The 24,835-nt window shown below is 68.0% G+C and carries 27 protein-coding genes; 19 read left to right on the plus strand and 8 right to left on the minus strand.

What is annotated here, in order from left to right:
• Positions 1-238 precede the first annotated feature (238 nt).
• From Q5Y72_RS16630 to Q5Y72_RS16655, 6 genes are all read left to right on the plus strand, one after another.
• Complete coding sequence (locus Q5Y72_RS16630; protein WP_305964548.1) at positions 239-1,543, plus strand: amidohydrolase family protein; 1,305 nt, start codon at positions 239-241, stop codon at positions 1,541-1,543.
• 62 nt (positions 1,544-1,605) lie between these two features.
• Positions 1,606-2,598, plus strand: coding sequence for a BMP family protein (locus tag Q5Y72_RS16635; RefSeq protein ID WP_305964549.1), 993 nt, complete (start codon positions 1,606-1,608; stop codon positions 2,596-2,598).
• 62 nt (positions 2,599-2,660) lie between these two features.
• Complete coding sequence (locus Q5Y72_RS16640; RefSeq protein ID WP_305964550.1) at positions 2,661-3,755, plus strand: ABC transporter permease; 1,095 nt, start codon at positions 2,661-2,663, stop codon at positions 3,753-3,755.
• Positions 3,756-3,764: 9 nt separating this feature from the next.
• A complete protein-coding gene (locus Q5Y72_RS16645; RefSeq protein WP_305964551.1) occupies positions 3,765-4,697 on the plus strand; it encodes an ABC transporter permease in 933 nt (310 codons plus the stop codon).
• Positions 4,698-4,703: 6 nt separating this feature from the next.
• On the plus strand, positions 4,704-6,272 hold the full coding sequence (locus tag Q5Y72_RS16650; protein ID WP_305964552.1) for an ABC transporter ATP-binding protein: 1,569 nt from the start codon (positions 4,704-4,706) through the stop codon (positions 6,270-6,272).
• Positions 6,273-6,288: 16 nt separating this feature from the next.
• Positions 6,289-7,233, plus strand: coding sequence for a LysR family transcriptional regulator (locus Q5Y72_RS16655; protein ID WP_305964553.1), 945 nt, complete (start codon positions 6,289-6,291; stop codon positions 7,231-7,233).
• Positions 7,234-7,240: 7 nt separating this feature from the next.
• Here Q5Y72_RS16655 and Q5Y72_RS16660 read toward each other — a convergent pair whose 3' ends face one another.
• The 3 genes from Q5Y72_RS16660 to Q5Y72_RS16670 all read right to left on the minus strand — a co-directional run bounded on the left by Q5Y72_RS16660 (position 7,241) and on the right by Q5Y72_RS16670 (position 10,629).
• The gene (locus Q5Y72_RS16660; RefSeq protein ID WP_305964554.1) at positions 7,241-8,155 is read right to left on the minus strand and encodes a VaFE repeat-containing surface-anchored protein; all 915 of its coding nucleotides are present in this window, start codon (positions 8,153-8,155) and stop codon (positions 7,241-7,243) included.
• A 421-nt stretch (positions 8,156-8,576) separates the two neighbouring features.
• Complete coding sequence (locus Q5Y72_RS16665; protein ID WP_305964555.1) at positions 8,577-8,726, minus strand: hypothetical protein; 150 nt, start codon at positions 8,724-8,726, stop codon at positions 8,577-8,579.
• Positions 8,727-10,431: 1,705 nt separating this feature from the next.
• Positions 10,432-10,629, minus strand: coding sequence for a hypothetical protein (locus tag Q5Y72_RS16670; protein WP_305964556.1), 198 nt, complete (start codon positions 10,627-10,629; stop codon positions 10,432-10,434).
• 30 nt (positions 10,630-10,659) lie between these two features.
• On the opposite strand from Q5Y72_RS16670, the gene Q5Y72_RS16675 reads away from it, so the two are divergent.
• The 4 genes from Q5Y72_RS16675 (at position 10,660) to Q5Y72_RS16690 (ending at position 14,550) form a co-directional block, all read left to right on the plus strand.
• Positions 10,660-11,064 (plus strand): hypothetical protein, encoded by a 405-nt coding sequence (locus Q5Y72_RS16675; protein WP_305964557.1) that lies wholly within the window; start codon positions 10,660-10,662, stop codon positions 11,062-11,064.
• A gap of 719 nt (positions 11,065-11,783) precedes the next feature.
• Positions 11,784-12,272, plus strand: a complete 489-nt coding sequence (locus Q5Y72_RS16680) for a TRAP transporter small permease (protein ID WP_305964558.1) — start codon at positions 11,784-11,786, stop codon at positions 12,270-12,272.
• A 1-nt stretch (position 12,273) separates the two neighbouring features.
• Positions 12,274-13,554: a TRAP transporter large permease subunit gene (locus Q5Y72_RS16685; protein WP_305964559.1), complete on the plus strand. Its 1,281-nt coding sequence runs from the start codon at positions 12,274-12,276 to the stop codon at positions 13,552-13,554.
• A 24-nt stretch (positions 13,555-13,578) separates the two neighbouring features.
• Positions 13,579-14,550: a DctP family TRAP transporter solute-binding subunit gene (locus Q5Y72_RS16690; protein WP_305964560.1), complete on the plus strand. Its 972-nt coding sequence runs from the start codon at positions 13,579-13,581 to the stop codon at positions 14,548-14,550.
• Here the strand turns inward: Q5Y72_RS16690 and Q5Y72_RS16695 are convergent.
• The 5 genes from Q5Y72_RS16695 to Q5Y72_RS16715 form a co-directional block, all read right to left on the minus strand.
• Entirely contained in the window at positions 14,537-15,559 is a 1,023-nt protein-coding gene (locus Q5Y72_RS16695) for a LacI family DNA-binding transcriptional regulator (RefSeq protein WP_305964561.1), read from the minus strand. The genes Q5Y72_RS16690 and Q5Y72_RS16695 overlap by 14 nt on opposite strands.
• Positions 15,560-15,643: 84 nt before the next feature.
• Positions 15,644-15,982, minus strand: coding sequence for a hypothetical protein (locus Q5Y72_RS16700; RefSeq protein WP_305964562.1), 339 nt, complete (start codon positions 15,980-15,982; stop codon positions 15,644-15,646).
• The gene (locus Q5Y72_RS16705) at positions 15,979-16,869 is read right to left on the minus strand and encodes an NAD(P)-dependent oxidoreductase (RefSeq protein WP_305964563.1); all 891 of its coding nucleotides are present in this window, start codon (positions 16,867-16,869) and stop codon (positions 15,979-15,981) included. The genes Q5Y72_RS16700 and Q5Y72_RS16705 overlap by 4 nt, the downstream gene beginning before the upstream one ends.
• Positions 16,866-17,363: a gluconokinase gene (locus Q5Y72_RS16710; RefSeq protein ID WP_305964564.1), complete on the minus strand. Its 498-nt coding sequence runs from the start codon at positions 17,361-17,363 to the stop codon at positions 16,866-16,868. The genes Q5Y72_RS16705 and Q5Y72_RS16710 overlap by 4 nt, the downstream gene beginning before the upstream one ends.
• Positions 17,360-18,115: an SDR family oxidoreductase gene (locus Q5Y72_RS16715; protein WP_305964565.1), complete on the minus strand. Its 756-nt coding sequence runs from the start codon at positions 18,113-18,115 to the stop codon at positions 17,360-17,362. Before Q5Y72_RS16715 ends, Q5Y72_RS16710 begins: the two co-directional genes overlap by 4 nt.
• On the opposite strand from Q5Y72_RS16715, the gene Q5Y72_RS16720 reads away from it, so the two are divergent.
• From Q5Y72_RS16720 to Q5Y72_RS16760, 9 genes are all read left to right on the plus strand, one after another.
• Positions 18,107-19,171, plus strand: coding sequence for a 2-hydroxyacid dehydrogenase (locus Q5Y72_RS16720; protein ID WP_305964566.1), 1,065 nt, complete (start codon positions 18,107-18,109; stop codon positions 19,169-19,171). The genes Q5Y72_RS16715 and Q5Y72_RS16720 overlap by 9 nt on opposite strands.
• Positions 19,171-20,199 (plus strand): L-idonate 5-dehydrogenase, encoded by a 1,029-nt coding sequence (locus tag Q5Y72_RS16725; protein ID WP_305964567.1) that lies wholly within the window; start codon positions 19,171-19,173, stop codon positions 20,197-20,199. Before Q5Y72_RS16720 ends, Q5Y72_RS16725 begins: the two co-directional genes overlap by 1 nt.
• A gap of 205 nt (positions 20,200-20,404) precedes the next feature.
• Entirely contained in the window at positions 20,405-20,923 is a 519-nt protein-coding gene (locus Q5Y72_RS16730; RefSeq protein WP_305964568.1) for a hypothetical protein, read from the plus strand.
• A 247-nt stretch (positions 20,924-21,170) separates the two neighbouring features.
• Entirely contained in the window at positions 21,171-21,749 is a 579-nt protein-coding gene (locus tag Q5Y72_RS16735) for a phage virion morphogenesis protein (RefSeq protein ID WP_305964569.1), read from the plus strand.
• Positions 21,750-22,175: 426 nt separating this feature from the next.
• A complete protein-coding gene (locus Q5Y72_RS16740) occupies positions 22,176-22,502 on the plus strand; it encodes a hypothetical protein (protein ID WP_305964570.1) in 327 nt (108 codons plus the stop codon).
• A 21-nt stretch (positions 22,503-22,523) separates the two neighbouring features.
• Positions 22,524-22,862, plus strand: a complete 339-nt coding sequence (locus Q5Y72_RS16745) for a hypothetical protein (RefSeq protein ID WP_305964571.1) — start codon at positions 22,524-22,526, stop codon at positions 22,860-22,862.
• Between the two features lie 14 nt (positions 22,863-22,876).
• Positions 22,877-23,086: a hypothetical protein gene (locus Q5Y72_RS16750; RefSeq protein ID WP_305964572.1), complete on the plus strand. Its 210-nt coding sequence runs from the start codon at positions 22,877-22,879 to the stop codon at positions 23,084-23,086.
• Positions 23,087-23,097: 11 nt separating this feature from the next.
• Positions 23,098-23,436 (plus strand): capsid cement protein, encoded by a 339-nt coding sequence (locus tag Q5Y72_RS16755; RefSeq protein ID WP_305964573.1) that lies wholly within the window; start codon positions 23,098-23,100, stop codon positions 23,434-23,436.
• Positions 23,437-23,749: 313 nt separating this feature from the next.
• Complete coding sequence (locus Q5Y72_RS16760; RefSeq protein ID WP_305964574.1) at positions 23,750-24,670, plus strand: hypothetical protein; 921 nt, start codon at positions 23,750-23,752, stop codon at positions 24,668-24,670.
• Positions 24,671-24,835 lie beyond the last annotated feature (165 nt).

Here is a 24,835-nt window from a genome sequence, read left to right on the forward strand (position 1 = left end):
GCTCTGTCGGTCCCCAAGACCCGAGGAGGACGTCATGGCACGAGACCGGGGGGTGCGGACTGCGATTTGCGCCCCCCGGGAAGGGACAGGCGCGCGACACGGCCCAGCGGCGACCCAGCCGCAGGTCGGCGCTTCATTCATGAGCCATGCTTATGAATACTTTCGAATAATGAATTTGTGAAAACAAAGCTTCCGTTTCTATCCTCGTCAAGGACGGAGGCGCAGAGGAGGGATCGGGATGCTGCATGACGGGACGAAGGCGGGCCTGCATGGCAAGATCGAAGGGCGCGCAACGCTGCTGACGGGCGGCCGGGTGATCCGCGATCAGGGCGACGTCGCAGCTGCGGCCATCCTGATCGGTCCGGATGGCCGCATCCGCGACATCGGGCCGGATCTGTCGGGCGGACCGGCTGCGGATCGGGTCGACCTGAAGGGCCGGCTGATCTCGCCCGGCTTCGTTGACATGCACCAGCATCTCGACAAGACCAGCGTGCTGCGGTTCGCGCCGAACCCGTCGGGCACGCTGCAGGGCGCGCGCGAGGCGTTCGCCAGATACGCGCGGCAATCGGGGCCCGCGGACATTTCGCGGCGGGCTGGCCGGACGATGCGGCGCTGCCTGTCGCGGGGCACCACGGCGATCCGCAGCCACGTGAATGTCGACAAGGACGCGGGCTTCAACGGTATCGAGGCGCTGGCGCAACTGCGCGAGGACTGGCGCGACCGGATGACGCTGCAACTTGTGGCCTTCATGATGGCCCATCCGGGACAGGACTTCGACTGGCTCGACGCCAATGTCGACGCGGCGGTGGCGCTGGCCGATGTCGTCGGCGGGACCCCGGCGGTCAGCCACGATCCCGCCCGCTACATCGACACGCTTTTTGGCGCCGCCGCCCGCGCCGGCAAGGCGGTCGATCTGCACCTGGACGAGCACCTGAATCCGGCAGCGACGCATTTCGATACCGCGCTGGACTGCGTCGAACGCTACGGGATGCAGGGGCGCACGGTCTTCAGCCACGTGTCGGCCCTCAGTGCGATGCCCGGCGAGGACTTCCGGCGCATCATGGACCGGATGATCCGGCTGGAGGTCGGGGCCGTGACCCTGCCGGCCGCCAACCTGTATCTGCAGGGCCGCGATCACCCGATCCTGCCGCCGCGGGGACTGACCCGGGTGGCCGAGATGATGCGGGGCGGCGTGGCCATCGCCACCGCGTCGGACAACATCCAGGACCCCTTCGTGCCGACCGGCAGCGGCGACATGACCGAGATTGCACGCTGGACCTTGCTGGCCGGGCATCTGCTGGCCAACGAACTTCCGGCGACCCATGCGATGATAACCTCGGTCCCGGCGCGGCTGATGGGCCTGGGGCCGGATCACGGCCTGAAGGCCGGCGCCTGGGCCGATCTGGTCGTCACCGACTGCGCGGCCGTGGACACGCTGATCGCGGGCGGCGCGGACGACATGCAGGTTTGGTCGAGGGGCCGGCCGGTATCGCGGCTGTCCGTCGAACCGGCCGAGACGGAAATCACGGCGGCAGACGCCTGAGCGACGCCGGGCTCGATCCGGCCCCCATGACCGAGAACTGACACAATGGAAGGAGTTGCAGGATGGGACTTTGTGTAGGGGCGCGCGCCGTGCGCATCGGGGTCATGCCCCTGGCCATCGCGGGGCTGCTGGGCAGTGGGGCCGTAGCTTGGGCGGATCAGCTGAAGATGGGGCTGCTGGTCCCGGGCAGCGTGTCCGAAGAGGGGTGGAATCGCATTGGCTACAACGCGCTGAAGGGCGTCGAGGAACAGCTTGGCGCGGAGGTCAGCTATGTCGAGCTGCAACAGAACCCGGCCTCGTTCGCCAAGGCGTTCTACGATTATGCCAGCCAGGGCTATCAGGTGATCCTGGGCCACGGCTTCGAGTTCCAGGACGCGGCGCTGGAGGTGGCCGAGCAATACCCCGACACCTATTTCCTCATCTCGTCCAGCGACATCCATGAAGGCAACGTGATCGGGCTGAATACCGACACCAGCCAGCCCTTTTACCTGATGGGCGTCGTCGCCGCGAAGATGGGTCAGAAGGCCGGGCTGGTCGGCGGCATGGAGATCCCGCCGATCCAGCAGGCCTTCGAGGGCTTCAAGGCCGGCGCGCGCAGCGTCAACCCTGATTTTCCGATCAGCGAAGCCTATATCGGCAATTTCACCGACACAGCGGCCGCGAAGGAGGCCGCGCTGAGCATGATCGCACAGGGTGCCGACTTCGTGCAGCCGAACGCCTCTGGCGCGACTGTCGGGGGCTTTCAGGGCATCGCCGAATCGGGAAAGAATGTCGGCACGTTCAGCATCTTCAGTGACTTCACCGAAGTGGCCCCGGACAACATCCTCGGCCTCTACAAGGCCGACTATGCGCAGGGGGTGGTCGAGGTCGTGCGTTCGATCATGGACGGAAACCCGCCGCAGTCGAATGTGGCCTTCGGCTTGAAGGACGAAAAGGTGATGCAGTTCACCTTCCGCGACGACGGCCCGTCTTCGGTGCCCGAGGAGATCCGCACCGAAATCGCCCGGATCGCTGCCGAGATCGCGGCCGGCAATATCCGGACCATGTCGAACTGACGGGACGGCCGCCGCGGCCCCCGCTGCGGGCGATGCGGTGGCCGCAACAGGGGTTTACGCTTATGACACAGATCGATCAGCAGGGGCGCGGCGGGGCCGCGACCCCGCCGCCCCTGCGCATCCTCCGCAAGGCGGCGTCTGCCGGGCTCGCGATGATGCGCCCCGCCGCAGCCCTCGCTGTCGCGCTGTTCTGCGGCACCGTCCTGCTGGGCCTGAACGGCTTTGACGGCATCAGCGTGATGATCGGCATGGTCTTCGGCGTCTTCCAGGACATGCGGTCGGTGTCCGAGGTGCTGCTGAAGGCGGTGCCGCTGATCCTGATCGGCGCCGGGCTGTGCGTGGCGTTCCGCTGTCGGATGTGGAACATCGGAGCCGAAGGGCAGTTCTACGCGGGCGCAGTCGCGGCGACATTTGCGGGCGTCAGCGTCGAGGGCCTGACCGCCTGGCTCTATGTGCCCCTGATCACGCTCGCCGGGGCGTTGGGCGGCGCCTTCTGGGGCGGCATCGCGGGCTATCTGAAGGTCCGCTTCCAGGCCAGCGAGATCGTGACGACGATCATGCTGAACTACATCGCCCTTATTGCCACCAGCTATCTGGTGACCGGGCCCATGAAGGACGCCCAGGCCGCCTATCCGCAATCGGCGCGGCTGTTCCGCGAGGCGTGGATCCCGAACCTGATCCCCGGCACGCGCCTGCATGTCGGCATCCTTGTCGCGCTGGTCCTCGCGCTGGCGCTGTATGTGTTCCTGTATCGCTCCAGCGCCGGCTATGCGATGCGGGTGGTGGGCATCAACCCCTTCGCCGCCGCCTATGCCGGCATCAGGACGCGCGGCAACATGGTGGCAGCCATGTGCATCAGCGGCGGCATGGCGGGGCTTGCCGGCGCCTTCGAGGTCGCCGGCGTCACCCGTCGCCTCTATCAGAGCATCTCGCCCGGCTACGGCTTCGAGGGCATCGCCGTGGCGCTGCTGGCCGGCAACAACCCTCTGGGCGCGATCCTGTCGGGCGGCCTTTTCGCCGTGCTGCGGTCGGGGGCCGAGCTGATGCAGATCACCTCGCAGGTGCCGCAGGTCCTGGTGCTGGTGATCCAGGGCATCGTCATCCTGTCGGTCGTGGCCTTCGCCGCCATCCGCTGGCAGCCCTGGCGCAAGGGGTAGGAGGACATCATGCAGGACATCCTGACCCTGGGCTTTCTGGCCACGCTGCTGGCGACGGCCTGGCGGCTGGCCACGCCGCTGATCTTCGCGTCGATCGGCGAGGTCATCTCGGAACGCGCCGGCATCCTGAACATCGGCATCGAGGGCACGATGCTGATGGGGGCCTTCTGCGGCTTTGCCGCGACCTTCGCCAGCGGCAGCCTGATGCTGGGCCTTCTGGCCGGCATCGCGGCCGGCGTGGCGTCAGGACTGCTGTTCGCGCTGCTGACCGTCACGGTCAAGGCAAACCAGATCGTGGTCGGCGCCGCGATCAACCTTCTGGGGCTGGGGCTGACCTCGTTCCTGTTCCGCACCTACTACGTCTCGACCGGCCGCGGGGTCGAGATCGCGCCGCCCATCGACATCCCCTGGCTCAGCGACCTGCCGTTTTTCGGCGAGGCGCTGTTCCGCCAGAACCTGATCGTCTACAGCACCGTCATCGTCACGATCCTGGCGGCCCTTCTGCTGTATCGCACATCGTTCGGGCTGACCCTGCGGGCGGTGGGCGATCATCCCAAGGCGGTCGATGTCGCCGGCCGCAGCGTCGCCGCCTATCGCTATGCCGCGGTGCTGATGGGCAGCGGTCTTGCAGGGCTGGGCGGCGCGTTCCTCACTCTGGGACATTCGAACCAGTTCGTCGAGGGGATGACCTCGGGGCGGGGCTTCATCGCGCTGGCCGTGGTCGTCTTTGCGCGCTGGTCGCCGGTCGGGGCGTTCTTCGTCTCGATCCTCTTCGGGCTGTTCTACGCGCTGCAGTTGCAGCTGCAGGCCCAGCCCCTTCTGAACATCTCGTATCAGGTCTTTCAGGCCCTGCCCTACCTGATGACAATCATCGCCGTCTGCCTCGTCGGCGGCAAAAGCGCCGAGCCGCGCAGGCTGGGCGTCCCCTATGGCGAAAGGTAGCGCGGGATGACACGCCAGACCCTGCTGAGAATGGAGAACATCCACAAATCCTTCGGTCCCCTCATCGTCAGCGCCGGCGTCGACCTGACGATCGAGGAGGGCGAAATCCACGCGCTTCTGGGCGAAAACGGCGCCGGCAAGAGCGTCCTGATGAGCATCCTGTGCGGGATCCTCAGCCCGAATTCGGGACAGATCGTCTACAAGGGCAGGCCGCTGGCCCTGAAATCGCCGCGCGAGGCGATGCAACAGCGGATCGGCATGGTCCATCAGCACTTCATGCTGGTCCCCAACCTCACGGTGGCCGAGAACTATGTGCTGGGCCAGGGCTGGCCGCTGCGGGTGATCCGCGACATGGCGCAGGTTCACGCCCGGATCCGCGAACTCAGCGCGCGCTACGGGCTCGACGTGCGCCCCGACGCGGTAATCGAGGACCTGTCGGTGGGCGAGCAGCAGCGGGTCGAAATCCTCAAGGCGCTGTATCACGGCGTCGACCTGCTGATCCTGGACGAGCCGACCGCCGTGCTGACCCCGCAGGAGACCGGGCGCCTTCTGGATCTGATGCGCGGCCTGGTCCGCGACGGCAAGACGGTGATCTTCATCTCGCACAAGCTGGACGAGGTGATGCGGGCCAGCGACCGCATCAGCGTGATGCGCGATTGCCGGGTCGTGCATACGACGCGGGTCGAGGACACCTCGCCGCGCGAACTGGCGCGGCTGATGGTCGGGCGCGAGGTCCTGATGGACCTGCCCCGCACCCCGGCCGTCCCGGGACCCGTGGCGCTGGATGTCGAGGGGCTGTCCTGCAACAACGATCTGGGACTCCCTGCCCTGCGCAATGTCAGCCTTCAGGTCCGCAAAGGCGAGATCGTCGGGATCGCCGGGGTCTCGGGCAACGGCCAGACCGAACTGGCGCTGGCGCTGGCGGGGCTGCTGCCGGTCGCGTCGGGCCGGGTGCGGCTGGCGGGCGATGACATCACCGGGGCCAGCCCCGCCAGCATCAACGCGCGGTCCTTCGCGCATATTCCCGAGGATCGCCACAAGATGGGCATCCTGCTGCCAATGTCTCTGGCCGAGAACGCGATCCTGCACGGCTTTGGCAGACCGCCCTTCGCGCGCCGCGGGATGCTGAGCCGGGACGCCATCGCCACCCATGCCCGCCACCTGATCCGGCGCTTTCGTGTCAAGACACCGGACGAGGCCGAGCCGATCGGGAACCTGTCGGGCGGAAATCAGCAAAAGCTGGTGGTAGCGCGGGAACTGGCCCGCAACCCCGACTTCATCCTGGTCAGTCAGCTGACGCGCGGCATTGACATCGGCGCCATCGAGTTCATCCTTCAGGAAATGCTGAGCCAGCGCGATGCCGGCCGCGCCATCCTGCTGATCTCGACCGAACTTGAGGAGCTGTTTGCGATATGCGACCGCATCCTGGTCATGTTCCATGGCGAAATCCTGGGCGAACTGCCTCCCGACCGTTCCCGCATCGAGGAACTGGGCCTGATGATGGCCGGGCAGCGTCCCGTTTCGGACCCGCTGCGCCGGGATCCCGCGCCGGCGGGCCTGTCGGCCCCCGCCTGACGGGCAGCCCGGGCGCGTGAACATCACCCTTCGACAGATCCGCGCCTTTCTGGCCATCGCCGAGCTTGGCCGCTTCAATCTCGCGGCAAACAGGATGGGGTTGACCCAGTCGGCGGTCAGCATCCTGATCCGCGAACTGGAGGCCGAGTTGGGCGTGCGTCTGTTCGATCGCCACACGCGCATGGTCAGCCTGTCGGGCTTTGGCGAGGAGTTCCTGCCACAGGCCCGCAAGATCATCGAGGATCTGGACATCGCCGCACGCGGCATCCGCGACAGCGCCACACTGAAGCGCGGCCAGGTCACGGTGGCGGCCGCCATCGTTCTGGCGGCGACGAGCGTTCCACCACTGCTTGCGCGGTTCTCGGCACTGCACCCCGGAATCGCGGTTCACCTGCGCGACATGCCCGAGGAGCGCATCCGCGCGGCGCTGAAGCGCAATGAGGTCGATATCGCCATCGGCACGCTGCTGGACGAGGACCCCGAGATCCTGACGACGCCCGTGGCGCGCGACCGGCTGATGCTGATCTGCCGGACCGATCACCGCCTTGCCGCGAAGAAGCAGGTCCGCTGGATCGACCTCGCAGGCGAAAGGCTGATCGTTCTCGCGCCCGAAAATCCGCTGCGCGACATCGTCGAGCGGACGATGACAGGCGTGATACCCGGATTTCGTCCGGTTCACGAGGTTCGCTTCTCGACCACCGCGATCAGCATGATCTCGGCGGGGATGGGTATCGCGGTTCTGCCCGAGAACGCCCGGCAACTGGCGCCCGATGTCCGGGTCTGCGCCCTTGACCTGATCGGCCCGCAGGTCACGCGCCAGATCTCGATCATGCAGCACCGACGCCGCAGCCTGTCGCCGGCGGCCGAGCAGTTGCGGCGGATGATCCTGGCAGACGGTTATGCGCCGGCCTCAGCCGAGGCACCCGTCGCGACCGGGCAGGGGCCCCCGGGCCGGGGCTGAGGCAGCACTAGTGTTGATCGTCCATGCGGAACGGTTCTCCGACATCCACCCGCTTGTCCTCCACGTCGAGATTCGGGTCCGAAGCGATCATCACCGGGTTCGGCGCGTCGGGCAGGACGGTCAGCCGGCCGTCGGCCAGCAATTCGACCCGCGACTGGTGATACAGCCCGACCGACGGTATAAGCTGCTGGCCCTCAAGGCCCTCCGGCACACTGAAGGACATCGTGACGCTGCCGTTCTTGCTGTCGGGGACATGGTCGGGGATGCTGGCGAAGATCGCGGTGGACTGGCCGCTGGCGGTCAGCAATTCGCCCCACAGCGTGTAGTCATAGCCTTCGACGAGGTTCTCGTAGGCGACGGTCGCCTTGATCGTGCCGCCCTCGGCAGGCAGCGAATGGTCGCCATCCGCGCCGTCGACGGCGGTCACCGCGATGCGCTGCACGGCATGGACCTGCACCACCCGCTCGGGGCTTTCTGCGTCGGTCAAGGCGGCCAGCAAGATCGCACCGCGCCCGCGGGCCTCATCCACATCACCCGCATACAGCGTCAGCTGGCTGGCATAGTCGATGTTGAAGCGGGTGCGATTGGCCGGCACCGGCAATTCGAGCGACATCGTGCCCTCGGCCGCCTCGGCCGTGAAACCGGTGAACAGCGGCTCGCCGACCGCCTGCCCGGTCTGCACGTCGACAAGCTGCGCCCGCAGCGTATAGTGCTGCCCCGGAACCAGCCCGTCAAAGGTCACGTCGTCGCGCGCCACTCCGCCCGAGCGCGTGAAGAAGCGGTTGCCGTCCGCAGCATCGACCACCACGCCGGCAAGTCCGGCCCGCGCATCCGGCACCTGTGCCGAGGCAACCGGTGCGGTGACCACGGTGACCAGCGCCAGAAGAACGGCAGCCCTCGCCCGCGATGTAAGATGAGGCATATCCGCGTCCCTGCAATGTCGCGCGTCATCCTTCTGATATGAGACTCGCCGGCGCGGGGATCAACCCTGCGCGGCGCGATGCGCCAGAACCGGCCGGGATGGCACGGCGCTGCACGGAACCGAGGCATCGGCCGCGCCGGGATCAAAGGGTCCGGCCCCCCGGGCCCGGTCTTTCGCGCCCCCGGCGGCCGATTGGTGGCCGGATCGCTTCGCGGACTCTCGCCTATGCCGCAGCGACTCCACGCACGGCTACAAGCAACGCCTGTAGCGGCCGTCCGGCGCTGCGATGGGACCTACCCGAACCACCGGTTCGATCCTCTCGAGACAGCCTCGGGCATCGCCGCTTCCGACCGCGGTTCCTGCCACGGCGGGCGGGGCACCGCCATCAGAATGACGCTGGCACCGCGGGCAGGATCAGGGTTCACGCCCGACCCCTGATCGCGGACGGCAAGCGCAAGACGCCGACGACAGCGACAATGTTGCTGGACACCGGGACGGCGCAGCCCGCGGTCAGCGCCAACCAGGGCAGATCAGGGATCAGCCGCGCCGGGACCCGGATGGTGGAAAACATGCTCACGGCCAGACCGATGGTGACGGTCGAGGTCCAGCAGGCGTCGGCAATCGGCAGGTCGCCCCGCGACAGGATGCGGAGGCTTTTCAATGATCACCATGTCAGAAAATCGCCATGCCCCTTGTTGCGAGCCACAGGGGTCCTGTCCGTCAGGCAAGGCGATCGAGTGGTCACGTTTCGGACCCCACAGGCGCGCATCCGGCCGGGCGCCTCATGGACCCCCATCGCGGGGCAAACGACATGCGCAGGGCGGGCATTCGCCCTGACGGGGCCTGGCCTCTGACCGCATCAGCGGATCGCGCATGTCAACCATGACTGGAACGTCATTGCCATCCTTCATCAGAACTCGCCTGTGGCCCCAGGCGGGACCGGCCGCGCTGAGCTCGGCAACGATCCCCGCACGGCCGACCCATGCGGGCGCAGCTTCCGCGATGATCGGCGAGGCCACCGGGATCGTCGCAGGATCGATCAGGCCGGACAGCTGACGCTGCATGCTGGGCTCAATCGTGCCGGGCTTGGCAGAGGGGTCGCCCAGCTGGCGGATCGTGGCAGCATGGCATCCGCCGACGGCGGCCTTCCGGACCGGATTGACGCCGCTGGCGCGGACCGACCGGTTGGCGAAGTCGTCGACCGATGAGAGCCGCGCGCGCACGGGCCATGTGCGGGCACGCGAGACCACGCCCCGGGGGCCAGCGCCGACCTTTCCCGATAGGTAATGTCCCAAGGATTTCGCAGCCATCGGACCCTCAGCCAGGTGCAGGACGGTCAGCGGAAACATCGACAGCACAAGGGCCGTCCCGCCAGCGATCCACACGGTCAGCCCCATGAAGATGAGAACCGGTCCCAGCCACGAATCCGGGGCGGGGTTGGTGATTGCACCCAGGGCAACGGCGCCGAAGGTGATGCCAGGTTACGCAAGGGCCAGCTTGTGGGGCAGATGTTTCATGCCGCGCAACCCGGCCCGCGGTCCGTTTCGTCGGCGCCGGCTCCTCCGGTCGGTGGCGACGTGTGCCCAGCAGGGGAACCGCGATGGCGACAGCAGGCGCGCTGGGCGCGATCGTCGTCACCTTGGCAGCGGTGACGGTCGGGGCGGTCATGCCAGGTCCTTCGCGGAAAGGGTGGACGCGGTCAGGTGCACGCGCAGCAGGGTCGGAACATGCCGTTCGGGGCGCAGGACATCCGCCTGCAACAGCCGACGGGCCGGATCGCGGCCGATCAGTTCGGCCGGCTGGACGGGGTCGCTGCTGCCGTTCGACCTGATCCAGGCAAGGGATGGCGCGGTTCACGACCGCGCGGAAGTGGCCCACGTCGAACGACCCGTCTGCCCGAAACCGCAGCGGCGTGCAGAATATCAATACGTCGAGTGCGGCGACCGAAGCCACCGGCACTGCCGGCAGTTCCGCGAAAAGGAGGCGAAGCCCCACTCACTTGGTTGTCGATGCGCGGCAGACGCGCCCGCGGGCCGTGGTGATGGGCGTTGGCGGGTGGGGGCAGGTCGGAGATTGCGGCCGGTCTTGCGGAGCGATTGCATGACGATCTTCACAGGGCCTGGGGGCTGGCAAAGCCTGCGCAAAAAAGCTGACCAAATCGGCCAGCAGCGGGTCGGCATGATCGTCCTCGGGCACGAGATCCTGGGGCCCTCCTGCCGATCGGGAACCTGGCGATGCCATGGTCGGGTGTCTCTTTCAGGCGCCGCCGGGTGACGTCAAACCCCGGCACGCACCGCGAAATGACTGGCCCGCCCCGGATCGGGAGCGTCGAACAGCATCTCGATCCCCGGCCCCTCCGGCAAGGGAACGCGCTGCACCCCGCACACCGCCCAGTCACCGCGACAGCCGGCCGTCGCGATCCCGGTGGCGGCGCGCAACTCGGCCGGGTCCGGATCGCTGACCTCGTTGTGCAAGGGCATGGCAAGGTGCAGCAGGCTGCCCTGATGCGCCTGGAAGCCCCCGTGATGCAGCTTGGCGCAGGCTCGGCAGCCGTGCCCTCGCTGATCGGCAGCGGGCCCAGACCTGCACAGGCCAGCCAGCACGGACAGGTCAGCAGCGCGGCCGACACGATCTTCAGCGCCCGATGCAGTTGGGCATCGGGCCTGCGCGCCACGGCCAGCCAGCCCGCGGGCCGCAACAGCTGGCGGGCGGTTGCCGAGGGGGCCAGAGCCCGGCGCAGATCGCGCCGCAGCGCAGGGTCGCGCATCACGCGGGGCGGTGACCTGCGAATGCCGGGCCAGCTGCGCCTTGATCCCCGCGCGCGGCCCCTCGCTCAGCGGGTCATCGGCACAGGCGGGCGGATCCAGCTCGGAGATGTGCGGATCCTCCCTCAGCACCGCGTCCTCTGACAGGCTCAGGCGGCGGGGACGAGGCCGACGCCGCATCATCGGAACCGCGCAGCCGGCCCCGTCCCCCTCGCCGCGCGACATGCCCGGTTCCGGCCGCCCCCTTGGAATGGTTCCCGTTCCGGCATGGGACAGCCTCTCCACTGAGACCAGAGAACGGGCTTTGCGCTGGCCAAGATGCTCATGCCGCCATCCTGCGCGAGGGGGCAGATCTGGTCTTCCGCCCTGTCGCAGCGGTCGCGTCGGTCAGCCAGGTGCCGTTGCGGACGGTGACCGCGCGCCTGCGTGCCGAGGCCCCTGCCCTGACACGGCATCGCTATCTGGCCCCCGATCCGGCCGAAGTCCCGCGTCCGGGCCGCGGGGGCGGCCTCAGCGCGGCCGTGGTGCCCTCAGGGCCGGCCGCGCTGGACAGGTGGTTCGGCGCACGCCGCCCCGGCTTGGCCTCCGGCCGGCCCCAGAGCCTTGGCCCCCAGTCCGACCGATCATTCCGGCGGAACCGTCGTCGGGCGGCGCTCCGACCGCTAGGGCGGACATCGCCCGCATGTCGGCTGCGGGTGGCTCGCCCCCGGAACCTCGCCCGACGAGTTCTGGCCCCCTTCAATTTCGAAACGTTTTCCACCGCGACACCCGATGCACGCAAACGCGCCGCTTGACACAGGGTATGGTAACGTTATCATCCGGGCATCAAGAGGGCAATTTGCCCGAGGGGGAGGGAAGCATCGATGCGGAGAGCCATCGAAGTCCTGTGGCGTGCGATCGACGTCGTCATGGCAATCCTGCTGATCGGGATGATCGCGCTGGTGTTTCTGAACGTCGTGTTGCGCTACGGTTTCGCCAGCGGCTTGCGGACCACGATCGAGCTGTCGCGGCTGTGGTTCGTCTGGGTGGTCATGCTGGGCGCGGCGGTGGTGCTGCGGAGGGGCGAGCACCTGCAACTGTCCGAGTTTTCCGAGGCGCTGATGCCGCGCTTCGTGCCCGTCCTGCGCCGCATCTGTTGGGCAATCGTCCTCGTCGCCGTGCTGATGCTGTTCGTCGGCGCCTGGCGTCAGACGCTGGCGAACTGGAACAACATCTCGCAACTGACCGGGCTTCCGACCGGGCTGCTCTACCTGTCCGGCGTCGTCTCGGCCGCATTGATGGCTGCGGTAGCAGTCTTCCGGATCTTCGGCCCGGATCCCGGCCCGGCGAGCACCCATCACGAGGCGCACTGACATGACGCTTGTCATCTTCCTGGGGGTGCTGTTCGTCGGCATCCTCGCGGGCCTGCCCGTGGCCTTCGCGCTGCTGCTGTCGTCCATGGCCCTGATGGTTCACCTGAACCTCTTCAGCGCCGACATCCTGGCCCAATCCCTGATCAACGGTGTCGACAGCTTCCCGCTGCTGGCCGTGCCGTTCTTCCTGGTGGCCGGAGAGGTCATGTCGCGGGGCGGCCTGTCGACCCGGATCGTCGCGCTGGCCATGGCGCTGGTCGGCCATCGCCGCGGCGGCCTGGGCTATGTGGCGGTCCTGACGGCCGTGGTGCTCGCGGGTCTGTCGGGGTCGGCGGTGGCCGATGCCGCGGCGCTGGTGTCGATCCTTTATCCGATGATGCGCAAGGCCGGCTATCCCGAGGGGCGCAGCCTTGGCCTCCTGGCATCGGGCGGGATCATCGCGCCGATCATTCCGCCGTCGCTGCCGCTGATCCTTGTCGGCGTTGCCGGAAACATCTCGATCGCCAAGCTGTTTCTGGCGGGCATCGCCCCCGGCCTGATGATGGCGCTGGTCCTGATTACCATCTGGACCGTGATCATGCGCGGGGAAGAGATCGACGTTCTGCCCAGGGCAAGCGCGGCGGTGCGCTGGAAGGCGCTGCGCGAAGGGATCTGGGCGCTGCTGCTGCCCATCATCATCATCGGTGGCATCCGCTCGGGCGCCTTTACACCCACCGAGGCCGCCGTCGTCGCGGCCGTCTATGCCATCTTCATCTCGACCTTCATCTACCGCGAACTGACCTTCCGCATCTTCGTGGACATCCTGATCCAGGCCGGGCGGTCCACGGCGATGGTGATGTTCCTGGTCGGCGCCGCGATGGTCGCGGCCTGGCTCATCACGGTGGCGCAGCTGCCCCAGCAACTGGCCGCGATGTTGCAGCCGCTGATCGATAGCCCGCGCCTGCTGATGCTGGTCATCATGCTGCTGGTGCTATGCGTTGGCATGGTGATGGACCTGTCGCCGACGGTCCTGATCCTCGTGCCGCTGTTGATCCCGGTGGTGCGCATGGCCGGCATCGACGAGGTGTATTTCGGCCTGATGTTCATCCTGAACTGCTCGATCGGGCTGATAACGCCGCCGGTGGGCACGGTGCTGAACGTCGTGTGCGGGGTCGGCCGCGTGCCGATGAGCCAGGCGGTCCGCGGCGTCGGCCCCTTCATCGTCGGCTACATCGTCCTGCTGGTACTTTTCATCCTGTTTCCGCAACTGATCACCGCGCCGGCCCGGTTCATGGCCGGCTGACAAACGTCCAAGAGGGAGAACCAGATGACCACCTTTTTCCGTACCACCTGCCTTGCCGCGATCCTGTCCGTCACGGCACTGTCGGCCCAGGCCCAGACCGCGCTGCGGCTGGCGCACGCCGCGCCCGATACCGACCTGCAGCAGACGCTGGCGACCTTCTTCAAGGAACAGCTTGAAGAGCGCAGCGGCGGCGAGATCACCGTGACCATCTTCCCGCAGGGCCAGTTGGGCAACGACGCGGCGATGGTCGACGGGACGCGATCGGGCATCATCGACGTCGTCATGACCGGCCTGAACAACCTGACGGGTCTGGTGCCCGATGCAGGCGCGTTCGAGTTGCCCTTCATCTTCCCGACCCGCGCGGACGCCTATGCGGCGCTGGACGGCGAGGTGGGCCAGCAGATCGCCACGCAGTTCGAGGCGCACGGCCTGAAGATGCTGGGCTATCCCGAGAATGGCTATCGCAACATGACCAACAACCGCGGACCCATTGTCGAGCCCGCCGATGTCGCCGGACTCCAGATGCGGGTCAACAACTCCAAGGCACTCGGCGACATGTTCCAGCTCCTGGGAGCGACACCCCAGCAGATCCCGGTGGCCGAGCTTTACACGGCCCTGGAAACAGGCGTGGTGGATGCGCAGGATCACCCGATCGGCATCGTGCAATCCTTCAAGTTCGACGAGGTGCAGGAGTATCTGTCGCTGACCCAGCACGCCTATTCGGCCCTGGCGCTCGGGATGAACCTGAACAAGTTCAACGGACTGACCGAATACCAGCAGAAGATGATCACCGAGGTCGCGGCCGAGGCCGTCGCCATGCAGCGCGACCTGTCGCAAGAGCGCGAGGAGGAGATGCTGACCGATCTCGAGGGCAAGGGCATGAAGATCAACCGCGATGTGAATGCCAAGGCGTTCCAGGAAGCCGTTCGCCCGGTGTGGGACAGCTTCGTCCAGGAGAACGGCGATGCGGTGGTGAAGGCGATCACCGGCGAATGAGCCGCCCGTCCTGCCCGACCCCCAAGCTGCTGGCGCGTGCCTGCAGCTCGGGGGCGACCCGCAGGATTGTGGGCCCGGGCAACTCGTCGTCCAGCGCCTTGAGGATCAGATCGGCGGCCTCGTGCCCGATGCGAAGCGGGAAGGGATTGACCGTCGTCAGCGGCGGCACGCAGACCGCCGCGATCTCGTAGTCGCCGAACCCCGCGACGGCCACCTGGTCGGGAACCGCGATCCCCCGTCGCTGACATTCCGTCAGCGCCCCGAACGCCGACAGGTCGGACACGCAGACCACCGCATCCGTGTCGGGCATGCGTTCGAGCAGGTCGGCCATCGCCGCCGCCCCTTCGGCCATCGAGATCGGCGGCGGCCCGGCATCGATCAGGCGGGTGGCATCCAGGCCGTGCCGCCTGACCGCAGCGACGAAGCCCCGGCGCCGGTCGGTTCCGCGCGTGTCGCGCGCCGCGTCGCCGCCGATGAAGGCCATGCGGCGCCGGCCTATGGCGGCGAGGTGATCGACAAGCGTGCCCATCGCCGCGGCGTTGGAAAAGCCCACGACATGCCCGATGGGATGGGCGGGCAAATCCCACATCTCGATGACCGGGATCGCCGCCTTGTCCAGCATGACCCGCGCGCGGTCGGTGTGTGTCCCGCCTGTCACCACCATGGCCTCGGGCCGCCGCCGCAGCAGCTGCGCGATCAGCACCTCCTCGGCCTCGACGTCGTAATCGGTATAGCCCAGAAGGATCTGAAGCCCGCGCGCGCGCAGCCCGTCGGACAGGCCCCGCACGGTATCCGCGAAGTTGGCGTTGTTGATCGAGGGGATGATGACCGCGACGAAATCGGAGCGCTGCGAGCGCAGGGCCGATGCGGCGCTGTCGAAGACATAGCCCAGGTCGTCGGCTGCCTGCATGACCGCGGCCCGCGCCGTGGGGCTGACGAGACCGGCATTCTTGAACGCGCGGCTTACGGTCATCGGCGACACCCCGGCGGCGCGGGCAATGTCGATCATCGTGGGCGGGCGGCGGGTCACTGGACGGGCTTTCGCAGGGGCGTCATCGGTCCCGTCCACTTGGACAGGATCAAACGGGCCAGTTCAAGCCGTCAGATCGTGGTCATGGGCCGTGGTGACGTGGTGATGGATTCGCCCGTCGAAGAACTGCGCCAGCACCGCCTCGGTCGCGGCCTTTGCCCGGGCGCGGACCGGGCTGGCCAGCGCGGTCTCGACCGATGCCAGATCGGGATAGCTGATTGCCAGGATCATCGGGATCTCGGGCGCGCCCTCGTCGCGGACTTCGGCGAAGTTGACCCGAACGGCCAGTGCGCCGGGAAACGCCTGCCACTCGGGCAGGACCTGCGACAGGATCGCGGCACGGAAGGCCTCCTGCTGTCCGTCCCGGATGCGGCCCTCGAACAGGGCAAATCGGGTGATCATCGGCTGGCCTCCTTGGCAAGCGGGTTGGGGAAGAACTCCATCAGCGCCGCCTGATCCTGATCGCCCAGCCCACGGGCCGTCAGCAGCCGGTGGACCTCGGCGCAGACGACAGTCAGCGGCATCGGCGTGTGCGACAGGCGGGCCAGATCGCGCGCGCCGTCGAGGTCCTTGACCATGTTGTCGATGCGCCCGGTCGGGCGATAGTCCCGCCCGGCAAAGCGCGGCATGTATTCCTGCAGGATGGCACTGTCGGCCCGCCCCCCCGCCAGGGCCGCCGGAATGCGCTCGGCGGCGACACCGGCCGCCTCGGCCAGCGCCGTCGCCTCGGCCACCGCGAGGAAGTTCAGCCCGCACAGCACCTGATTGATCAGCTTCGTCGTCTGACCCGCACCCGCAGCGCCCATCCGCGTCTGATTGGCCGCGACCTGCGCAAGCACCCTTTGCGCCTCGGCCACATCGTCCTCGGCGCCGCCCTGCATCAGGGTCAGCTGACCGATCGCGGCCTTGGGCGCGCCACCCGACAGGGGGCTGTCCACCCAGCGCAGCCCGCGCTCGTGCGCCTCGCGTGCCAGTTCCTGCGTCGAGGCCGGATCGATCGAGGACATGTCGATGATCAGGGTGCCCGGCGCCGCGCCCGCGGCCACGCCATCCTCGCCGAACACGGCGGCACGCACGATGCGGGCAGAGTTCAGCGACAGGATCACGGCCGGCGCACCGGCTGCGGCCTCGGCCGCGCTGCCAGTGGCGGTCGCGCCGAGAGCCACCAGAGGCTGCATCTGCGCGGCGTTCCGGTCAAAGACGCGCAGGGCGGTGCCGGTCCGGGCCAGACGGGCGCCGATGGCGCCGCCCATGGCGCCCGCCCCGATCAGGGCAATGCTGTGGCTCATCTGTGATGTCCCTCTATGGTTGCGGCCGCGGCTCTCGCCAGCGCATCCAGCGGTTGCGTGATGTCGAGCGACACCGCTTCGTCGGCGGTCGGAGGCTCCAGCGTTGCAAGCTGGCTGTCCAGCAGGGCAGGCGGCATGTAATGCCCGGCGCGCGCGGCCATTCGCGCGGCTATGATGTCGCGCGGCCCGGTCAGGTGAAGGAATGTCACCGGCCCCCCGGCCCCCGCACGGAGCCGGTCGCGATAGGCGCGGCGCAGCGCCGAGCAGCCGACGATGACGGGCGCCCTCTGGGACAGCGTGGCCGCCACGCGGTCCAGCCATGGCCAGCGGTCGTCGTCCGTCAGCGGAATGCCCGCGGCCATCTTCGCCACGTTCGCTGTCGGATGCAGGTCGTCGCCGTCCAGATAAGGCACATGAAGCCGGTCGGACAGCGCCATGCCGAGGCTGGTCTTGCCGGTCCCGCATACCCCCATGATGACGACGCGAAGGGTCACAGCGATGCCGTGATCCCGCCGTCGACATAAAGCACATGTCCGTTGACAAAGCTCGATGCGTCCGAGGCGAGGAACACGCAGGCCCCGACCAGTTCCTCGACACGTCCCCAGCGCCCGGCCGGCGTGCGCCTTTCCAGCCATGCGGTGAAGTCCGGATCGGCCACGAGGGCCGCATTCAGCGGCGTGTCGAAATAGCCCGGTGCGATGGCGTTGCAGTTCAGGCCATGGCGCGCCCAGTCCGTCGCCATGCCCTTGGTGAGGTTGCCCACCGCCCCCTTCGTGGCCGTGTAGGGCGCGATCGAAGGCCGGGCGAGGGCGGTCTGCACGCTGGCGATGTTTATGATGCGCCCGGCCCCCCGGGCGATCATGTGCCGCGCCACCGCCTGGCCCACGTTGAAGACCGAGGCGATGTTCGTCTGCAACAGCCTCTGGAAGGCGTCTGCCGGAAAATCCTCCAGGGGCGACCGGAACTGCATCCCGGCGTTGTTGACGAGGATGTCGATAGCGCCCTGGGCCTGCTCGAACTCGTCGATCGCCCGCCGGGCCGCGGCATGATCGGTGACATCGAAGGGCAGCGTTGATGCGCCCTCGATCTCGCGCGCCGCCAGCGCCAGCCGATCCGCGTCCCGCCCGTTCAGCACGACCGCGGCACCGGCCTCCGCCAGACCCCGAGCCAGCGCCAGCCCGATGCCCTGGGACGAGCCGGTGACAAGGGCACGGTGCCCGCTCAGGTCGAAAAGGGCGTGGCTCATCTGATCCTCACTGCAACTGACGTCCATTGCCTCTCGACAGGGGCAGGTCATCCTGTTTATGGTATCGTTACCAAGCGGCTGTCAAGCCCAACCGTCGGAGGAATGATGACGCGCCCGCAGATCTTGCAGACTGGCCCTTATCCCGCGTGGGACCAGGAGCCGCTGGATGAACGGTTCACCATGCACCGCCTGTTCGAGGCACCCGACCGCGCCGCCTTTTTGGCGCAGCACGGTCCCGCCGTCCGTGGCATCGCCACGCGCGGCGAACTGGGCGCCGACGCGGCCATGATCGCGGCCTGCCCGCGGCTGGAGATCGTCAGTGTCTATGGCGTCGGCTTCGACGCGGTCGATCTCGAGGCCTGCCGGGCGCGAGGCATCCGCGTGACGAACACGCCCGACGTGCTGACGGGGGATGTCGCCGATCTGGGTGTCGCCATGATGCTGGCACAATCGCGCGGCATGATCGGGGCGGACCGCTGGGTTCGCGACGGATCCTGGGCCAGCAAGGGCCTTTACCCGTTGCAGCGCCGCGTCTGGGGCAAGCGGGTGGGCATCCTCGGCCTCGGCCGCATCGGCTACGAGGTGGCAAGGCGCCTCGAGGGCTTCGACATTCAGATCAGCTACGGCGCGCGGGCGCCGCACGACAAAGCCCACCCTGGCTGGCAGTTCGTGGCTGACCCAGTCAGCCTTGCCGCGCAGTCGGACATCCTCTTCGTAACGCTCGCAGCGTCCGCCGCAACCCGCCACATCATCAATCGCGAGGTCATCGAGAGCCTCGGACCCGAGGGTCTGCTGATCAACATCTCGCGCGCCTCGAACATCGACGAGGAGGCCCTGCTCGATGCGCTGAAGACCCGGCGCCTCGGCGCTGCGGCGCTGGACGTGTTCGAAGGCGAACCGGCGCTTGATCCGCGGTTTCTGGATCTCGACAACGTCCTGCTTCAGCCGCATCACGCCTCGGGCACCATGGAAACACGGCGGGCCATGGGCCAACTGCTGCGCGACAACCTGGCGGCGCATTTCGCCGGACAGCCCCTGCCGGCGGCGGTGCTGTGATGAAGGCGCTGGTCATCCACGCGGCGCAGGACCTTCGTCTGGAGGATCGACCCGATCCGCAACCCGGCCCGGGGCAGCTGTTGCTGCGGCTTGCGACCGGCGGGATCTGCGGGTCGGACCTGCACTACATGAACCACGGTGGGTTCGGTGCGGTCCGGCTGAAAGAGCCCATGATCCTCGGCCATGAGGTGTCGGCCCATGTCGAGGCCGTTGGCCCGGGCGTCACCGGCTTCACGCCCGGCCAGCTGGTCGCGGTTTCCCCGTCGCGGCCCTGTCGCACCTGCCGTTATTGCCATGCGGGCCTGCCGAACCACTGTCTGACAATGCGCTTCTACGGGTCGGCCATGCCGTTCCCGCATGTGCAGGGGGCCTTTCGCCAGCTGCTGGTTGCCGATGTCGGGCAATGCGTGGATGCCACCGGACTTGAACCCGGTCAGGCGGCCATGGCCGAGCCACTGGCAGTCGCGCTGCATGCGACCCTGCGCGCCGGCACCATGATGGGCGCGCGCGTGCTGGTGACCGGCTGCGGGCCGATCGGCCTTCTGTCGATCCTCGCCGCGCGCCGGGCCGGCGCGGTGCAGGTCGTGGCGGCGGATCTGTTCGACTACACCCTGAACCTTGCGCGGCGCATCGGTGCCGACACAACCGTGAACCTGAAGGACGATCCCGAGGGTCTTGCGGCCTACGGCGCCGACAAGGGGCATTTCGACGTGCTCTATGAATGCTCGGGGGCACAGCCCGCGCTTGTCGCCGGCATCGCCGCGATGCGTCCGCGCGGCACCGTCCTGCAACTTGGCCTCGGCGGCGACATGAGCCTGCCGATGATGATGCTGACGGCAAGGGAACTCGACCTGCGGGGCAGCTTCCGGTTTCACGCCGAATTTGCAACGGCGGTGTCCCTGATGCAGCAGGAGTTGATCAATGTCGCGCCCCTCATCAGCCATACCGTCGAACTTGAAGACGCGGTCTCGGGCTTCAAACTGGCATCGAACCGCAGCAATGCGATGAAGGTGCAGATCAGGTTCTAGCACCTGATGCGATCGAGCCCGGGGTCGCGCCGCGCCTCGCGTCGTTCGGCACGACCGTCCATTCCACAAAGGATGGGGTCGACGCAGGGATTGGTAGCGCGGCTCATGCCCGCCCAGGCCGCATGTCACGCGCCGGATCGCGGCCAGTCGCACAGTCATCGACGCGGCCGCCGACGCGGGAACCGCGGCGCGCGGCATCCTCCGGTTGGCGGCGCGCCGGACGCCCGATGCGCTCGCCGCGCTGATCGGCCCGGCCTCGGAACTTGCTCGCCTTCAGGGTCGCGAGGCGGCGTTCGGCGATCGCGACGACGTGCCGGCCTTTGCCAAACCGGACTTCACCTGTCTGGAGTTCCGCAGGCCGATCGATTTCCTGCTCCAGCAGCCCGGCAATCTCTGGGAGAAGCGCCTCGTCCCCTCGGCCCCGATCGAGGAGGCGGGCGGGCTGGTCCAGGAGGGCCGGCACGCGGTCGTCATCGACGAGCCCTCGCCGCTGGAGGATCTGGTCGCGGCCAAGCCAGATCCGGTCCGTCCGGATGTCGAGGAGCTGCTGATCGATCGCCGCTATGTCCGGATCGATCCGGATCTTGGCATTTATGCCGTGATGCAGATCGGGCGACGTTGGTGGGAGCCCGTGACGCTGTTCGTTCCAGATCGAGGCGGAAAACCAAACCTGGCGGCGTTGAACGCACGGCGAGGCGGCAAGCTGCTCTGGAAACGAAAATGACGGCCGGGGTGATCCGACCATCGCGCTGTCGACTTGTCAGGCTTCCATCACCGGGCCACGCCTTCCAGCAACATGAATATAGCATCGCAGCTCGCTTCTTTCAACGAACCTTGATGGCAAGCTGCTCTGGAAACGAAAATGACGGCCGGGGTGATCCGACCGCCATCACCGACGTGCCTACCAGGGCCATCACCACCACAGCACTTCGACGTGCATCAACATAAGCCGACGCAGAGGAATTTTCAACATGACCGGCATCAGCCTTCAGTTCGAGCTTCGCGACGAGGAGGCGCGCCGTCGCCTCCAGGAGATGCTGGACCGGATGGACAACCGCCGGCCGTTCCTCGAGGCCGTGGGCGACCGCCTGGTCCGGGCCGCCAGCGACAGCTTTCGCAACGAGCGCGCGCCTGACGGCACGCCCTGGACGCCGCTGGCGGCGCGCACCATCCAGAACCGCATCCGCAAGGGACAGGTGCCGCTGACGATCCTGCGCAGCAACACCCGCATCGGCTCGTCCCTGGCGGGCTCGATCAACCGCGTTGCCACCAATGACGAGGTGCGTGTCGGCTCTCCTGTCGCCTATGCCGCGATCCACCAGCTGGGCGGCACGATCCGGAAACCGGCCCGCCAGGCGAAGATCTATCGCCTGAAGGATGCGAACGGCACCGTCGGCCTGCGCTTCGTGAAGCGCGAGACGGCCAATCACGTCACGGATGTCACCATCCCGGCCCACAGCATCACCATCCCGGCACGACCCTTCCTGGGTGTTTCCGCCACCGACCGGGCCGCCATCATCGAGGACGCGGAGGACTGGCTGACCCGCTGAAATCCGACACCCCCGTTTTTTGCCCGCTGAGGCCCGTTTGGCCTCCGGCGGGCTCATCGCCACCTGCGAGCAGCCAGAGGCCTGTTAGCCCCCTGTCAGGATCGCTCTCCGGGCACATTCCGCCCCGCGCGAGGGTCGCCGCAATCAAATCCGTTGATCGGAGATGAAATCGGCTCCAAGATGGCCGCCGGGGAGACCCGCGCCCGGCCCGGACCTGTGTCCGGGCTTTTTCCGTTTTCCCGCCCGCCATGGCGGCCCGGACATCAACCCGGACCGACCATGACCGCCAAGCCCCTGACCGCACGCATCGAGGTTTTCCGCCCCGGCACCTTCAAGCCGATGCAGGGCGACCCGATCACCTAACCGGCGGCCGGCCTGCGCGCCATCGCCGACGCCTATGATCCCGACACCGCGCCGGCCCCGTTCGTGATCGGCCATCCCGACACCGACGCCCCGGCCTTCGGCTGGGTCGAGCCCTTCGACGACAACGCCAAGGCCGGACGCTTTTTCGCGGAGCTGGGCGACATCGAGCCGGCCTTCGCCGACCTGGTGAAGGCCGGGCGCTTCAAGAAGGTCTCGATGGCGTATTTCGCGCCGGGCCAGAGCCACAACCCGGTGCCCGGCACCTGCTACCCCAAGCACCTGGGCTTCCTCGGCGCCGCGGCGCCGGCTGTCAGCGGCCTGAAGAACGCCCGGTTCAGCGCCCCGGCCGACGCGGTCTTCACGGCCGCCTTCGGCGAACGCGGCTTCTAGGAAGCCGCCCCACTGCTGCGCATGCTGCGCGAGGTCTTCAGCGACAAGTTCGGCGCGGACGATGCCGACCGCTCGCTGCCCGCCTACAGCCTGGAATGGCTCGGCGAGACCGAACTCCAGCCGCAGGGCGGCCATCTCATCGGCCCGGCCTGCGCCGCGCGAGAGGCCGACCTGACCGCGCGCGAGCAGCAGATCGCTGATCGCGAGGCCCGGCTCGCCCATGACGCCAATGTCTCCTTCGCCGAGAGGCTGGCCTCCGAGGGCCGGCTCTTCCGGCGTCCAGGGAAAAGGTCGTCGCCATCCTGGACGCGCTGCCCGGCGAGGCTGCCGTCAGCTTTGCCGAAGGCGGCGACACGCTGACCGCCGCCGCCGCCTTGCGCGAGGTTCTCGAGGCGCAGCCCAAGGTCGTCGCGTTCGGCGAGCTGGCCCTGCCCGGGGAAGACACCGAGGGCCGCACCGCCGCCTTCTCCTCGGACGGCAAGGCCGTCGACGCAGCCGGCCTCGCCATCCACAGCAAGGCGCTGGCCTTTCAGCGCGCCCACCCCGGCACCGGCCACCTCGATGCCGTTCGCGCCGTGTCCTGAAGGAGGGCCAGATGCAGTATTTCCAGGACGTCCTGACGCTCACCGTCACGACCACCGGGCTTTTCGAGGCCTATGACCTGATCACGCCGGCCAGCGCGAAGGTCGCCGGGGCCGACGCGCCGGTCCTTGGCGTTGCCAAGCACCCGAACACCGTGATCGGCGATCTGGCGGGTGTCATGGCGCTCGGGGTGGCGCGGCTCCGCGCCGTCGGCGCGATCACCGTCGGCGCGAAGCTGGTCTCGGCCGCCGCAGGCGGTGTCCAGGTCGCGGGCGGCACCAACGCCAACGTCTTCGCGATCGCCCTGACCGATGCCGCCGATGGCGGCTTCGTCGACATCCTCATCCGCTAAGGAGGCCCATTCATGGCCCCCGTCAACACCCGCACCGCCGCCGTGATCGACCCGATCCTGTCGACCCGCGCCCGCGGCTATCGCAACAGCGAATTCATCGCCCACCTGCTGTTCCCGGGCGTCAACATCCCGAACCGCTCGATGCGGGTGCTGCGCTTCGGCAAGGAGGCGTTCCGGATGATGAACACCCGCCGCGCGCCCGGCGCCGACAAGAAGCGCGTCCATCCTCGACGACCTGCGCACAGGGACGATCCACTATACATTCCTGCCCGGTTCGACCGAAATGGCGCGCTGGAACGCGCAGGGACCGGATGTGACGACGACCGGGGACCGGCGCCTCATCATCGCACTGTTCGGGGATCAGGCCACCGGCTTGTGGAGCCCGGCTTCGACCGAGGGGCAGGAGCAATACCAGGCCATCTACTACTACATCAAGGATGCCTGGAACAAAGGCCGGACCGAGGTCGCGCTTTGGGCGCCCTGGGCCGGGGCCGCCTATGACTTCGACGCGGCCACCTCGGCCGGAGCGGAGCGCATCCGGTTGAAGATGCAGGAATGGGTTGCGGGCATGACCGTCAGCATTCTTCCGGCGCATCTGCTGGTTCGCGACATCATCACCTTCATGGCAGCCAACAGCCTCGGGACGCCCTATTCCGGCAACGGACTCCACCTTGACGAAACAGGAGAGGCGCCAAGCGGCCTTTCTCATCTCGTCCGGTCCTGGTTGAGCAGGACACCGCCGGCCCCTGACGCCGGGGATAGCCCGCTCATGGCCTACATGAAGGAGCGGGTCTGGTATTGGCTGACGAGATGGGCACCCTGCGGCATGGGCGGCGCGATCACGGTCACGCCCTGGGCCGACACCACGCCCATCGTCACCCCGAGGGAGCCGCCATCCAGCGGCGGCGGCACTGGCCCGTCCTTCGTGACGCCGCCCAGCATCACCCCGGCGACCGGGACCACCGGGCAGGTCTATAGGCTGGATCTCGGCACCTATTCCGGCGACGCCCCGATCACGCCGACCTGGAGCCTGACGCACAGCGTGGATGGGGACGTGACCGGCGCGGTGGTGGCCGGCGAGTACGACAGCACCGCGGCGGCGGCGGGCACCCTGACGCTGTCTGTCAGCCTGTCCAACGACGCTGGCGCGGTCGGCCCGGAAACCGAGACCGCGACGGTCGCCGCCGCCCCGACGGGGCCGGCACGGGTGTTCGAGATCACCTCCGCCCCCTAGACCGGCCCGACGCTGACCGGCACCCTGCCGGCAGTCACGGACGCGGCCCGCCTTGCCGGCGGCTATCGGACTTTCACGACCGGCCCGGCGCCCGCGCTGGGTGCGGCGCTCAGCCTTGCCGGCCAGGCGCAAGTCGTGGCGGCGGTCCGCATCGTGAACCGCCCC

It is taken from the genome of Paracoccus spongiarum (assembly GCF_030732095.1).
Taxonomy (GTDB): Bacteria; Pseudomonadota; Alphaproteobacteria; order Rhodobacterales; family Rhodobacteraceae; genus Paracoccus; species Paracoccus spongiarum.

Excerpts from the sequence above, each read along its gene's own strand:
- Q5Y72_RS16705 (WP_305964563.1), bottom strand. The coding sequence starts at position 16,869 with ATGAGCCACAGCATTGCCCTGATCGGGGCGGGCGCCATGGGCGGCGCC.
- Q5Y72_RS16690 (WP_305964560.1), top strand. The coding sequence starts at position 13,579 with ATGACCACCTTTTTCCGTACCACCTGCCTTGCCGCGATCCTGTCCGTC.
- Q5Y72_RS16665 (WP_305964555.1), bottom strand. The coding sequence starts at position 8,726 with ATGTTTTCCACCATCCGGGTCCCGGCGCGGCTGATCCCTGATCTGCCC.
- Q5Y72_RS16680 (WP_305964558.1), top strand. The coding sequence starts at position 11,784 with ATGCGGAGAGCCATCGAAGTCCTGTGGCGTGCGATCGACGTCGTCATG.
- Q5Y72_RS16735 (WP_305964569.1), top strand. The coding sequence starts at position 21,171 with ATGACCGGCATCAGCCTTCAGTTCGAGCTTCGCGACGAGGAGGCGCGC.
- Q5Y72_RS16630 (WP_305964548.1), top strand. The coding sequence starts at position 239 with ATGCTGCATGACGGGACGAAGGCGGGCCTGCATGGCAAGATCGAAGGG.
- Q5Y72_RS16695 (WP_305964561.1), bottom strand. The coding sequence starts at position 15,559 with ATGATCGACATTGCCCGCGCCGCCGGGGTGTCGCCGATGACCGTAAGC.
- Q5Y72_RS16635 (WP_305964549.1), top strand. The coding sequence starts at position 1,606 with ATGGGACTTTGTGTAGGGGCGCGCGCCGTGCGCATCGGGGTCATGCCC.
- Q5Y72_RS16660 (WP_305964554.1), bottom strand. The coding sequence starts at position 8,155 with ATGCCTCATCTTACATCGCGGGCGAGGGCTGCCGTTCTTCTGGCGCTG.
- Q5Y72_RS16725 (WP_305964567.1), top strand. The coding sequence starts at position 19,171 with ATGAAGGCGCTGGTCATCCACGCGGCGCAGGACCTTCGTCTGGAGGAT.
- Q5Y72_RS16715 (WP_305964565.1), bottom strand. The coding sequence starts at position 18,115 with ATGAGCCACGCCCTTTTCGACCTGAGCGGGCACCGTGCCCTTGTCACC.
- Q5Y72_RS16645 (WP_305964551.1), top strand. The coding sequence starts at position 3,765 with ATGCAGGACATCCTGACCCTGGGCTTTCTGGCCACGCTGCTGGCGACG.
- Q5Y72_RS16700 (WP_305964562.1), bottom strand. The coding sequence starts at position 15,982 with ATGATCACCCGATTTGCCCTGTTCGAGGGCCGCATCCGGGACGGACAG.
- Q5Y72_RS16650 (WP_305964552.1), top strand. The coding sequence starts at position 4,704 with ATGACACGCCAGACCCTGCTGAGAATGGAGAACATCCACAAATCCTTC.
- Q5Y72_RS16685 (WP_305964559.1), top strand. The coding sequence starts at position 12,274 with ATGACGCTTGTCATCTTCCTGGGGGTGCTGTTCGTCGGCATCCTCGCG.
- Q5Y72_RS16745 (WP_305964571.1), top strand. The coding sequence starts at position 22,524 with ATGCTGCGCGAGGTCTTCAGCGACAAGTTCGGCGCGGACGATGCCGAC.
- Q5Y72_RS16755 (WP_305964573.1), top strand. The coding sequence starts at position 23,098 with ATGCAGTATTTCCAGGACGTCCTGACGCTCACCGTCACGACCACCGGG.
- Q5Y72_RS16675 (WP_305964557.1), top strand. The coding sequence starts at position 10,660 with ATGCGCCTGGAAGCCCCCGTGATGCAGCTTGGCGCAGGCTCGGCAGCC.
- Q5Y72_RS16640 (WP_305964550.1), top strand. The coding sequence starts at position 2,661 with ATGACACAGATCGATCAGCAGGGGCGCGGCGGGGCCGCGACCCCGCCG.